The organism is Brevibacterium sp. 1718, assembly GCF_051131255.1.
GTDB lineage: Bacteria > Actinomycetota > Actinomycetes > Actinomycetales > Brevibacteriaceae > Brevibacterium > Brevibacterium sediminis.
In genome coordinates, this window is sequence record NZ_CP186550.1 from 208034 (window position 1) to 220620 (window position 12587).

The 12587-nt window shown below is 64.9% G+C and carries 10 protein-coding genes; 6 read left to right on the top strand and 4 right to left on the bottom strand.

Translation table 11 applies throughout. From position 1 onward, the window contains the following. Positions 1-2: 2 nt before the first annotated feature. The gene (locus tag ACOZ9V_RS00925; RefSeq protein ID WP_434592840.1) at positions 3-224 is read left to right on the top strand and encodes a tautomerase family protein; all 222 of its coding nucleotides are present in this window, start codon (positions 3-5) and stop codon (positions 222-224) included. Positions 225-299: 75 nt separating this feature from the next. Further along, positions 300-1346, top strand: a complete 1047-nt coding sequence (locus tag ACOZ9V_RS00930; protein ID WP_434592843.1) for an LLM class flavin-dependent oxidoreductase — start codon at positions 300-302, stop codon at positions 1344-1346. Between the two features lie 124 nt (positions 1347-1470). Here ACOZ9V_RS00930 and ACOZ9V_RS00935 read toward each other — a convergent pair whose 3' ends face one another. The 3 genes from ACOZ9V_RS00935 to ACOZ9V_RS00945 all read right to left on the bottom strand — a co-directional run bounded on the left by ACOZ9V_RS00935 (position 1471) and on the right by ACOZ9V_RS00945 (position 4782). Beyond that, complete coding sequence (locus ACOZ9V_RS00935) at positions 1471-2151, bottom strand: GntR family transcriptional regulator (protein WP_172172886.1); 681 nt, start codon at positions 2149-2151, stop codon at positions 1471-1473. Positions 2152-2463: 312 nt separating this feature from the next. Next, on the bottom strand, positions 2464-3678 hold the full coding sequence (gene fdhA / locus ACOZ9V_RS00940) for a formaldehyde dehydrogenase, glutathione-independent (protein ID WP_434592846.1): 1215 nt from the start codon (positions 3676-3678) through the stop codon (positions 2464-2466). A gap of 171 nt (positions 3679-3849) precedes the next feature. Continuing rightward, a complete protein-coding gene (locus ACOZ9V_RS00945) occupies positions 3850-4782 on the bottom strand; it encodes a LysR family transcriptional regulator (RefSeq protein WP_376905075.1) in 933 nt (310 codons plus the stop codon). A gap of 262 nt (positions 4783-5044) precedes the next feature. Here ACOZ9V_RS00945 and ACOZ9V_RS00950 point away from each other — a divergent pair, with 262 nt between their 5' ends. The 4 genes from ACOZ9V_RS00950 to ACOZ9V_RS00965 all read left to right on the top strand — a co-directional run bounded on the left by ACOZ9V_RS00950 (position 5045) and on the right by ACOZ9V_RS00965 (position 11803). Next, positions 5045-6265, top strand: a complete 1221-nt coding sequence (locus ACOZ9V_RS00950) for an aromatic ring-hydroxylating oxygenase subunit alpha (protein ID WP_229664036.1) — start codon at positions 5045-5047, stop codon at positions 6263-6265. After that, positions 6262-7776, top strand: a complete 1515-nt coding sequence (locus ACOZ9V_RS00955; protein ID WP_434592850.1) for a flavin reductase family protein — start codon at positions 6262-6264, stop codon at positions 7774-7776. The genes ACOZ9V_RS00950 and ACOZ9V_RS00955 overlap by 4 nt, the downstream gene beginning before the upstream one ends. Before the next feature lie 47 nt (positions 7777-7823). Next, positions 7824-9176, top strand: a complete 1353-nt coding sequence (locus ACOZ9V_RS00960; protein ID WP_434592853.1) for an MFS transporter — start codon at positions 7824-7826, stop codon at positions 9174-9176. A gap of 62 nt (positions 9177-9238) precedes the next feature. Further along, a complete protein-coding gene (locus tag ACOZ9V_RS00965) occupies positions 9239-11803 on the top strand; it encodes a GcvT family protein (protein WP_434592856.1) in 2565 nt (854 codons plus the stop codon). 136 nt (positions 11804-11939) lie between these two features. Here the strand turns inward: ACOZ9V_RS00965 and ACOZ9V_RS00970 are convergent, their stop codons facing one another. Beyond that, entirely contained in the window at positions 11940-12533 is a 594-nt protein-coding gene (locus ACOZ9V_RS00970) for a TetR/AcrR family transcriptional regulator (protein WP_139467781.1), read from the bottom strand. Between the last annotated feature and the right edge of the window lie 54 nt (positions 12534-12587).

The following is a 12587-nucleotide window of genomic DNA, read 5'->3' on the forward strand; positions in this document are numbered from 1 at the left end:
TCATGCCGCTCATCGATATCTCGATCGCGAGAGGGCGCACTCCCGAACAGCTGCGCGCCCTCATCGCCGGAGTTCATGAAGTCGCCGCATCCACGACGGGAGCCGCCGACGAGAACATCACCGTGATCGTCCGCGAAGTAGAGAAGGACCTCTGGTCGCGGACGAACACGACGATCACCGAACGCGAGAGTGCCGCGGCCGGTGTTCAGGAGACCGCCGGCTGAATACCGCCACGGCGATCACACATCACTGAAGAACATGTCGGAGGCACGGAGGCCTCCGCTGGGAAAGGAACCATCATGCGCTTTTCACTCTTCCTGCACATGGAACGCTGGGACGACTCGATCAGCCCTCAAGAGCATTGGAAGAACCTCGTCGAGCTCGTCAAGATCGCCGAAGCCGGAGGTTTCGGCACTGTCTGGATCGGTGAGCACCATTCGATGGAGTACGTATCCTCGCCGAGCCCGATGCCGCAGCTGGCCTACTTGGCCGCCGAGACGTCGACGATCCGACTGGGATCGGGCACAATCATCGCCCCGTTCTGGCATCCGCTGCGTGCAGCCGGCGAAGTCGCTCTGCTCGACGTGCTCAGCGGTGGTCGGGCCGAGGTCGGCATCGCCCGCGGTGCCTACCAGTTCGAGTTCAACCGCTTGGCCGACGGTATGCCGGCAGCCGACGGCGGCGAATATCTGCGCGAACTCGTTCCGGCGATGAAGGAACTGCTCCAAGGTGACTACGCCCATGAGGGCAAGCATTGGCAGTTCCCCGTCTCGACGGCCGTGCCGAAGCCGGTGCAGAACCCGACTCCTCCGATCTGGCTGGCCGCCCGCAGCCCCGAGACTCACGACTTCGCCGTCGCCAACGGCTGCAACGTCCAGGTCACGCCGCTGATGAAGGACGACCGTGAGGTCGAAGACCTGATGAACAAGTTCAACACCGCGGTCGCCGCTCACCCGGAGGTCGAGAAGCGCCCCGAGATCATGGTGCTGCGCCACACCTACGTCCACTCCCCGGAGGAGCCGGACGGTTGGAAGGTGGGTGCCGCCGGAGTGAACAAGTACTACCGGACGTTCTCGTCGTGGGCCTTCGGGAAGAAGGACCCCATCGACGGATTCCTCGATCCGACCCCGGAGGAGAACTTCGCCGACCGCCCCGAATTCGAGCTCGAGTCGCTGCACAAGTCAGCGATGATCGGCACCCCGGCGGAGGTGACCGAACGCATCCGCCACTACGAGGACCTCGGCTACGACGAGTACAGCTTCTGGTCGGACAACGCGCTCAGCCATGATGAGAAGAAGGCGTCCCTGCAGCTCTTCATCGACGAGGTGGTTCCGAACTTCCAGTGAGGTGACCAGTTCGCCTGACGGCGTACGCCAACGGGGCCGGGAAACACAGAGTTTCCCGGCCCCGCTGGCGTGCGTCAGAGGTGGCGACGGCTCAGCATCAGGTGGTCCGGCCGTTTTCTGGAAGTCAGGAGTCGCGCTCGAGAGACAGGGTGGTGCGTGTCTGCGGAACGAGGAGTTCCTGGGTCGAGGCGAACACGTGCGCACGCATCGTCGTTTCGGCGCCGAACGGGTCCTTGTCCTGGATCATCGTGAGAATCTGGCGGTGCTCTCGGCTCGAGTCCACTGCCCTGCCCGGATGGTTGAGAGTCTTGCGCACGAGTCTGAAGTAAGCGAGCTGATTCATCAGGCGCGAGTACTGTTCGACGAGTTTGTTGTTGTCCGCTCCGTCGACGAGGGTCTGGTGGAAGTCCTGAACCTGCGAAGCGTAGGTGTCTGTGTCGCCTGCGTTCGACGACACCTCTGATGCTGCGACGATCTCTTCGAGCTGGTCGAGTTCCGGGCAGGGCCCGCGGCGAGCCATCAGGGCGGCGGCCAGGCCTTCGAGGACCTCCTTGAGCTGGAAGAGCTCGACGATCTCGCGTCGGTTCGGCTCGCGGATGAAGGTGCCGACCTTTGGGCGGATTTCGATGAGGCCCTCGAGCTGGAGCTGCTTGAGGACCTCTCGGATCGGGGTTCGGCTGACATCGAACTCCTGTGCGAGGGAGACCTCGGAGAGCGGATTGCCCGGTTCCAGTTCGCCGCTGGTGATCTTCGACCGGATACGCTCGAGAAGCGTGGGTGGCGGGGAATCGGGAGAATTCTGCATAGCCCGATGCTATGTTGCATGCATCAAAAGGGTCAAGGCGAATGTGGTCTATCCTCGCGCTTGGCCGCAACGGCAATGTTTTCTTTGGCTGCGACCTAGGCTCGAGTGCATCTACACACGACTGCGTGGCAAATTCTGCCATGCAAGATACGTCACTTGGGTGCTCTCTTTTCGGTCCATGGGGCACAAAACAGTGGTCGCAATCGGATACTCAGGAGGTCGTCCTGAAAGTATCCGATTGCGACCACTTCTCACCGCTTCACCCGGCTTTCGGCCATGAGAAGCTCGGGCTCAGCGTGAGGTCTGAGAGCCTCAGGCGGAGATGAGGCCGTGCGGGTCGAGGACGAACTTCTTCGCGACACCGGAGTCGAAGTCGGCGTAGCCCTGCGGGGCATCCTCGAGGCGGATCGGGGTCGCATTGACGTTCTTCGCGATCGAGACCTTGTCGTGCAGGATCGCCTGCATCAGCCCCCGGTTGTACTTCATCACCGGGCACTGGCCGGTCACGAACACATGCGACTTCGCGAAGCCGAGTCCGAACCGCATCGACAGCGACCCTTCCTTCGCCGCCTCATCGGGCGCGCCCGGATCGCCGGTGACGTAGAGGCCGGGAATGCCGAGGCTGCCGCCGGCTCGGGTGATGTCCACGAGCGAGTTGAGCACCGTTGCCGGCGCCTCGTGGCTGGCGTCCTTGCCGTGTCCGCGCGCCTCGAAGCCGACGGCGTCGATTCCGCAGTCGACCTCGGGCTCGCCGAGGATCTGCGCGATCTGGTCCTTCGGGTCGCCCTTGGACACGTCGACCGTCTCGCAACCGAACCCGCGGGCCTGAGCCAGTCGATCCTCGTTGAGATCGCCGACGATGACGCAGGCCGCGCCGAGCAGAAGCGCCGAGGTGGCCGCGGCGATTCCGACCGGACCCGCACCTGCGACGTAGACCGTCGAACCCACCCCGACACCGGCGCTGACGGCGCCGTGGAACCCGGTGGGGAAGATGTCGGAGAGCATCGTGAGGTCGAGGATCTTCTCCATCGCCTGATCCTTGTCCGGGAACTTCAGGACGTTCCAGTCGGCATAGGGCACGAGCACGTACTCGGCCTGACCGCCGACCCAGCCGCCCATATCGACATAGCCATAGGCCGAGCCCGGACGATCGGGATTGACGTTGAGGCAGATGCCGGTCTTGCCTTCCTTGCAGTTGCGGCAGCGACCGCACGAGATGTTGAACGGCACCGACACGAGATCGCCGACCTTGACGAATTCGACGTCTCGGCCCACCTCGACGACCTCACCGGTGATCTCGTGTCCGAGCACGAGACCCTCCGGGGCAGTCGTACGGCCCCGGACCATGTGCTGGTCGGAGCCGCAGATGTTCGTCGCCACCGTCTTGAGGATGACACCGTGATCGACCTTGCGGCCGATATTGGCGGGATTGACTCCAGGCCCGTCCTTGAGGACGAATTCCGGGTACTCGGTGTCGATTACCTCGACCTTCCCGGGACCTGCATAGCTGATTGCCTTATTGCTCATCGTTGAGCCTCCATGGGTGCGAAAGCGTGGGAATTCGATATGCGAGTGCGACGAACGAGAGCCCGTCGACAGCTCTGACATATCAGTCTGACATCAGACTTAGATGCAGTCTCGCCGTCGTGAGAGAGCTCTGTCAAGCCCCCGTGTCAGTGGCCGGGCAGAGGTGCCGTTTCAGGAGTCTTCGCGCAGGCGCGTCGAGAGGATGTACTGGGAGGTCGTGCGCAGATGTTGAAGGGAATCCCTGATCAGCGGGGATCTGCGACTGCCGGCGCGGACAGCGGCGATGATCTTCCGGCTCAGTCTCCCGGTGCCCGTCAGCCGCACCCGGCTGACGTTGTCCTCTCCGGCGAGGCTGGCCAGCCTCGGCAGCAGGCTCACTCCGACCCCGGCGCCGACCAGGGCCGCCGACGTCTCCCACTCCGCGGACTCGTGCGCGACCGTCGGCGTCACTCCCGCGGCGGTGAACGCGGCGATGAAGAGCGAATGATAGGGCGAGCCCGGGCCGGCCGTGATCCAATCCTCACCGGCGAGCTCGCTGAGAGTCACCGACTCCCTGCCCGCCGCAGGGTGGCCTGAAGGCACCATGACGTCGAGGGGATCGTCGAGGAGGTCGATGCTCTCGAAGCGGGGATCCTCCTCGACCTGGACATTGCCCTGCATCGAGACGATGACGGCGAGGTCGATGCGCTCGGCGACGAGGAGCTCGAAGCAGCGAGTCGGAGTCGCCTCGATCACGTGGACGCGGACCTTCGGCCGTGAAGCCCGCAGGTTCGCCGCCAAGGGCGCGAGCAGGTTCGAGGATGCGGTCGAGAAGCCCCCGATTCCGAAGTGAGTGGGGGCCTGATCCCCGGCCCCGAGCGCGCCGGCGCGGATGTCCTCCCATGCGGCGGTCAGTTCGTCGGAGCGGCGGACGAGGTAGCGCCCCGTCGCAGTCAATCGCAGGCCGCGGCCGTCCTTGACGAGCAGGGTCATGCCCAGGGTCTGCTGCAGCTCTCTGAGCTGGCCGGAGACCGCCGATGCGGAGTAGCCGGTGAGCTCGGCGGTGGCGGCGATGGTGCCGCAGGCGGCGAAGGTGCGCAGTGTCGTCAGGCGCGGATCGATCATGCGCACAATTATGCAGTGAATCCGCAGGATATGTAACGAAATCTCGCGCTTTTTCTGCAGGGAGTTCCTCGCTAGTGTGACTGTCGAGATCGTTCCGGCAGCACACGGTCTCCGCGGTCTCCGCCGAGGATTTCGCCCCTTCCATCGGTGGGCCGCTGCAGGCAGACATCAAGGGAGATGAGCATTGACAGCTACTAACCTGGCACCGACGAAGAAGGGCTTCCCTGCGGGGTTCACCGAGGAGAAGCTCGACGAGACCCGAATCCGACTCGACACCCGTCGGACAGGCTTCTCGCTCGAAGCTCCGTTCTACACGGATCCCAACCTCTTCAATCTCGATATGCAGGCCATCTTCGGTCAGCACTGGGTCTTCGCGTGCAGCGTCGCCGAGATCCCCGAGCCGGGTGACTATGTCACGCTCGACTACGGTCCGTACTCCCTCATCGTCCTGCACAACGACGACGGCGGCGTCAACGTCCTCCACAACGTCTGCCGCCACCGCGGGGCACGAGTCCTCACCGATGCGCAGGGAACGACGGGCAACCTCGTCTGCGGCTACCACTCGTGGACGTACTCCCCCGAGGGCGACCTCATCCACGCCTCGGCGCCGGGGGAGATGACCTTCGACAAGTCCTGCTACGCACTCAAACGCGCGCACGGGAAGATCGCCGCCGGACTCGTGTTCATCTGCCTGGCCGAAGAGCCGCCGACGGACTTCCACGAGACCGCGAAGATCTTCGAACCTTATATCGCCCCTCATGAGCTGGCGAAGACGAAAGTCGCCTATCAGCAGAACATCGTCGAAGAGGGCAACTGGAAGCTCGTGATGGAGAACAACCGCGAGTGCTACCACTGCGACGGCCACCCGGAGCTCGCGTGCTCGCTGTTCCCGACCTGGGGCCTGACCGATGAGACGATCCCGCCCCACCTCGAAGACGTCTGGGACCGCAACCAGCAGGCGCAGGCCTCCCTCGAATACCGCTGCCGCCGCTACGGCCTGCCCTATGAAGTCGTCGAAGAACTCGACACCCGGGTCGGCGGCATCCGCATCTCCCGCGAATCGCTCGACGGAGCGGGGGAGTCCTTCTCGGCAGACGGGCGCCGGCTGTCGAAGAAGCTGCTCGGCGATCTGCCGGACTTCCGCCTCGGCCGCTGCTCGATGCATCTGCAGCCGAACTCCTGGTTCCACCTCCTCGGCGATCACGTCATCACCTTCGCGGCATTCCCGATCAGTGCCTCGAAGACCCTCGTACGCACCACTTGGCTCGTCGCCGACGACGCCGTCGAAGGCGTCGACTATGACCTTGAGACCCTCACTCACACATGGAAGCAGACCAACCTGCAGGACAAGGCCTTCGTCGAACTCTGCCAGCAGGGAGCGGCGAGTCCGTTCTATGAGCAGGGTCCGTATATGAAGAGCGAATACCAGGTCGAAGCCTTCATCAACTGGTACGTGCAGCGGATGCGGGAGCACGTCGGATGAGATCCTCCGCTGTGCCCGCGCTGCCGCTGGCCCAGCGGGTGCGCGGACTGGAGATGCCCTGGAACCGCGTGCTCTCGAGCGCCTCGGGGCCGGCCGGAGCCGCCACCGCGCTGGGTCCGTGGCACCCGCAGGAATTCGCCGCCGAATGTGTGGAGACCATCCCCGAGGCGGGAGGGATGATGGTCTTCGTCTTCCGTCGCATGGACGGGGCGCCCCTGGCGTTCCGGTCGGGGCAGTACATCAACATCGACTTCCCCATCGACGGACCGAATGCCGAGCCGGTGTCGCGCAGCTATTCGATCTCCTCGGCCCCGACCGAGCCGTGGACGTTCTCGATCACGATCAAACGCGACCCCAAGGGCAGGGTGTCGCCCTGGGCGCATGACCACCTCCGTCCCGGCACCGTCCTCGACATGCTCGGCCCTGTCGGTGCGTTCCACCTCGCCGATTACGATCGGCGGGCACGGTTCCTGCTGCTCGCGGCTGGAGCCGGGATCACCCCGCTGATGTCGATGATCAGGACTGTGCATTCGCTGCCCGGCCAGGCCGATGTCGTCCTCCTCTACCACGGAGCCGCCCCCGACTCCTTTGCCTTCTCCGAGGAACTCGACTTCCTCGCGAATGTGGATTTCCGGATCAAGGTCATCTACTGCCTCGGCGATCGGGAATGCGGCGACGAATGGGAGGGACGCACGGGACGGCTCTCGACTGCACTGCTCGAGGAGCTCGTGCCCGACGCCAACGGTCGGCAGGTCTTCGCCTGCGGCCCGGAGGGGTACCTCAACTCCGCGACCGAACTGCTGCGCGAAGTCGGCGTCGACGACACCTCGGTGTTCATGGAATTCTTCTCCGGCGATCGTGAGATCCGTGCCGAATACGCCGAGGAAGTCGCCATCGCCGGCGAGATCGCCGAGGAGATCGCGGCGACGACCGAGGAGTACTTCGAGTCCCAGCCGGCCGCGCTCGACATGTACGAACCCGAGTACGACGCCGACGGACCGGTCGAGGCGGTCGGCGCACCGACCGAAGCCGTCGACGCCGAGGCGGTCGTGCCCGTCGAGGACGAGGTCGAGATCGAGGTCGTCGGGGTCACCGATGAGAACCTCGCCGAGGTGGGGCCCGGATCTGAGTCCGACGCTGGGCCCGCGGTCCCGGCTGGGGATGAGGCGGCCGCCTCGGCGGGGGGATCGGGCGACGATGACGAAATCGCCGTCGTCGACCCGGCCGCACTGCCTACTGTGGGGCAGGGTGAGCACACGATGTCGTTTGTGCGCACCGGCCTCAACGTCTGCGTCGGGGAGGACGAAACGGTCCTCCAGGCCGCGCGGAAGGCGGGGGTGAAGATCCCCGCGAACTGTCAGGAGGGCATGTGCGGATCCTGCAAGGTCGTCAAGCTCGACGGCGATGTCGAGATGAACCATCTGGGCGGAATCCGCGCCAGAGAGATCGACGCGGGGAAGTTCCTGCCGTGCTGCTCGACGGCGAAGACCGACCTCGTCATCGACGCCTGAACCGGGCGCTGACTACCATATTCGTTCGGGGAGTCGAAGGAGACCACATGACACAGCAGAAGGACATCGACGGCATCGAGCCGGTCCGTCGTGATGCTTTCGCGCAGCGGACCGATGCCGGGCGGATCTCGATCGATGAGGCCCCGCTCAACCGGCTCGTGCTCCTCGTCGCGGTTGCGGCCTTCGGTGGGATCTTCATCGACGGCTACATCCTCGGCGTCATCGGCGGTGCCGTCGCTCCGGCGGCCGCGGAGCTGGGGCTGTCGGCGCTGGGGCAGGGGCTGATTGCGGCGAGCGCGCTCATCGGCATCTTCGTCTCCGGCCTGTTCTTCGGACGGATCGCCGACCGCTATGGACGCAAGCGGGTGTTCTTCTGGAACCTCGTCGGCTTCGTCGTCGTCTCGCTGGCCCAGCTCTTCGTCGTCGGCACATGGGACCTCGTGGCCATGCGGCTGCTGCTGGGCCTGCTCATCGGCGTCGAATACGCGGTCGGCACCGCTCTGCTGGCCGAATTCACCCCGCGCCGTCACCGCAGCGTCCTGCTCGGGTCGATCGCGGCGTTCTGGTTCATCGGGTTCATCTCGGCATTCGTCGTCGCCCACGTCTGGGACGCGGATTCGTGGCGAATGCTCCTGGCCAGCAGTGCGGTGCCGGCCCTGGTCGTGCTCATCCTGCGCATGGCCCTGCCCGAATCGCCGAGGTGGCTGCAGGCTCAGGGACGCACGACCGAGGCGCAGGCGATCGTCGCCGCCCACTATGGCCCGCAGTACGGACTGCCGCCGGCGCCGACCGAGGTCGTCAAGACCCGCCTGCGCGACTTCTTCCGCGAGAACGACGTTCGCACGGTGATCTACTCCGGACTGTTCTGGTTCTGCCAGGTTGGTCCGCTGTTCGCGATCTTCACGTTCATCGTGCCGGTGCTCGAGGACCTCGGAATCAACAGCGGATTCTCCACGGATCTGCTCATGAACGGGCTCCAGCTCCTCGGTGCCGGTGTGGGATTGTGGCTGCTGTGGCTGCTGCCCCGACGCACGTTCGTCAATTGGACCTTCGCGCTCATGGTGGTCCTGCTCGTCTTCCTCGGTGGATGGGCCGAGCTGCCGTCAGTGGTCGTGCTCATCGTCTTCGGCGCTTTCGTCCTCATCATCACGGCGTCGAACAGCATCCAGTACGTCTATCCGCCGGAGATGTTCACCACCCGGTTCCGCAGCACCGGCGTCGGCTACGCCGCGGCATTCAGCCGAGTCGGTGCTGCCGGAGCCACCTACCTCTTCCCGGTCACGCTCGAACACCTGGGAGTTTCGAGCACCCTGCTCATCGCGGCGATCTTCCCTCTGGTCGGGTTCATCGCTTCGCTCTTCTGGGCACCGGAAACCAAATACTCCGCATTGGACGACTGAGCTCCGCTCCGGCGTCTGCTGCGACAACTGCCTCTACCACCGTCAATAACAAGGAGTACTCAGTGCCGATCTCATCACCACGAGTCGTCATCATCGGAGCCGGCATCGTCGGCGCCAACCTCGCCGACGAACTCGCGCAGCTGGGCTGGACCAACACCCTCGTCATCGAACAGGGCCCGCTGAACATCCCGGGCGGCTCGACCTCGCACGCACCGGGACTCGTCTTCTCCTCGAACGCGTCGAAGTCGATGACCGAATTCGCGCAGTACACGATCGAGAAGCTCACCTCGCTCAAGGACGCCGACGGGCGCGGATCATTCCTGCCCGTCGGAGGCCTCGAGATCGCCACCACCGAGGATCGGCTGCAGGACCTGCACCGTCGAGCCGGATGGAACCGCTCCTACGGCGTCGAAGCCGACGTCATCGACGCCGACGAATGCGCGAAGCTCTTCCCAATGCTCAACCGGGACATGGTCCACGGCGGTCTGCTCACCCCGGGTGACGGCCTCGCATTGGCGGCGAAGGGCACGCAGCTCGTCATCGATCGTGCCCGTGCCGCAGGGGTCGAATTCCGTGATCGCACAACGGTGACCGATATCGAGACCACAGGCGCTCGCGTCAGCGCTGTGATCTGCGGCGATGACCGGATTCCTGCCGATATCGTCGTCTCCTGCGCCGGATTCTGGGGACCCAAGATCGGTGAGATGGTCGGTACTCCGATCCCGCTGCTGCCGCTGGGCCACCAGTTCGCCTGGACCACCGAGGTGCCCTCACTCATCGGGAAGAACGAGTTGCCGGCGGGGGCACAGGCTCCGATCCTGCGCTACCAGGACAAGGACCTGTACTACCGCGAATGGGGTGAGCGAATCGGCATCGGCTCCTACGCACACCGGCCCATGCCCGTCGACCTCGACACGCTGCAGACCTACTCACCCGACGAGATCACCAGCGAACGGATGCCCTCGAGCCTCGAGTTCACCCCGGACGACTTCGCCCCCGAATGGGAGGCGACGAAGACACTGCTGCCCGAACTCGCTCAGACTCAGATCCAGCGCGGCTTCAATGGCATCTTCTCGTTCACCCCTGACGGTGGTTCGCTGGTCGGACAGTCCCGACAGGTCGACGGATTCTTCGTCGCCGAGGCAGTGTGGGTGACCCATGGCGCCGGCATCGCCCGCGCCGTGGCCGAGCTCATCGCCGAAGGACGGTCGAAGACCGATCTGTCGGGAATCGATCTCAACCGCTTCGAGGATGTGCAGACGTCAGCGGACTACGTCAGCGAGACCTCCCAGCAGAACTTCGTCGAGATCTACGACATCATCCACCCTCTGCAGCCACGAGTCTCCCCGCGTGACCTGCGCTCGAGCCCGTTCCGGAGGCAGCAGGAGGAACTCGGTGCGTTCTTCCTCGAGACCTCCGGCTGGGAGCGGCCGCACTGGTTCGACGCGAACGCCGCTCTGCTGTCGGAGATGCCGGCCGAGTGGGCGGCACCGGAACGGGACGCCTGGGCGGATCAGTTCCACTCGCCCATCGCCGCAGCCGAAGCGTGGAAGACGCGCACCTCGGTGGCGATGTTCGACATGACCCAGCTCAAACGCTTCGAGGTCACCGGCCCCGGAGCGGGCGAACTGCTGCACGGGATGACCACCTCGTCGATGCTGCGCAAACCGGGAGCGGTCAGCTACACGCTGCTGCTCGACGAAGCCGGCGGCATCACGAGCGACATCACGGTCGCGATCCTCGACGAGGAGACCTACCAGGTGGGAGCGAACTCGAACATCGACCTCGCGGCCATCTCGCGGGCGGCCAAGCATCAGTCGGCCGCCGACCCGTCGAAGTGGGTGACCGTGCGCGAGACGACTCCGGGCACCTGCTGTATTGGTCTCTGGGGCCCGCTGGCCCGGGGTGTCATCGCCAAGGTCACCGATGAGGACTTCAGCGACGCCGGACTCAAGTACTTCCGCACAAAGCCCGCGGTGCTCGGCGGTGTGCCGGTTACGGCGATGCGCCTGTCCTATGTCGGCGAACTCGGCTGGGAGATCTACACCTCGGCCGATCTCGGGTCGCGACTGTGGGACGTGCTGTGGGAAGCCGGTGAGGAATTCGGCATCATCGCCGGAGGCCGCGAAGCCTTCAACTCGATGCGACTGGAGAAGGGGTTCAGGTCCTTCGGCACCGATATGACCAGCGAACACGAACCGGTTCAGGCCGGACTCGGATTCGCCGTGAAGGCCTCGAAGACCGACGACTTCACCGGCAAGGCCGCGCTGGAGTCGAGGGCCGCCGAGGCGACGACGAAGCTGACCTGCCTTACCCTCGACGTGCCGTCTGACGTGGTGCTCGGCAAGGAGCCGGTGTACGTGGTCGGCGGGCAACGCTCGAGTGACGCGGACGGCGGGGCCGCCTCGGCGAAGTCAGACGGATCGGACGGATCGGGTGTCGCGGACGGCTACGTCACCTCGGCGGCGTACGGATACACGATCGGGAAGTCGATCGCCTACGCCTGGCTGCCGAACACTCTGGCGGTCGGTGACGCTGTGGAGATCGAGTACCTCGGGCGCCGCCTGCCGGCCACGGTCACCGCCGAGCCGCTCTTCGACCCGGAGATGACTCGCCTGAAAGGGTGAGGCCGGGGCGGCGACTCGGATTCTCAGCGAGGAGCCGCCGCCGGAATTCAACGAGAAACGCATGGAGCGTCGAGACACGGGGGTGCACACCCGTGTCTCGACGCTCCATGCGTTTCTCGACGGGAAGGTTCAGTGCTCAGTGGTCGGCTGAGGGGTCCAACGAGGCGATCGCGGCGATGCCTGCGGCGATCGGCTGGTCGAGCCAGGCGGGGATCTCGCCGCCGATGAAGCCGCGCACCATGCCATACGGGGTGTCTCGGCAGGCCAGGGCGACGAGCTGCAAGCTGCGAGGGGTGACTTCGCCGAACCGGCGTCGCGTGAGTTCGGAGATATGAGCGACCACGGGATCGTTGAGTCCTGTGAGGTCATCGAGCAGTCCCTTGGGCGGGTCGGCGAGCAATTCTGAGTGTCGGTAGAGGGTGAGAGTCCGGGCCTCGTCGGGATTCTCTCGACAGAACCGGGGGATGAGCAGGCCGGTCTCGACGATCGCCTCGAGCGGGTCATCGACATCCGTGATCGCTGCAAACGTGTCGTGGAATCGGTGCACGCACCGGATCCAGGCAGAAGCGAACAGCGACTCCCGAGTCGGGAAGCGGTGGTAGATCGAACCCGACGGTGCACCGAGCTCATGCGTCACATCGGCCACTGTGGCGGCATGGCCGCGTCGGCCGACAGCGCTGATGGCCGCCGAGAGAATATCGTCCCGCGAATAGAGTGCGCGTTTCGCCATGCTTGTCACGTCCTCTCGCTCCAGGTGTTCGGATCAGTCCGGCGAATCGGGGAT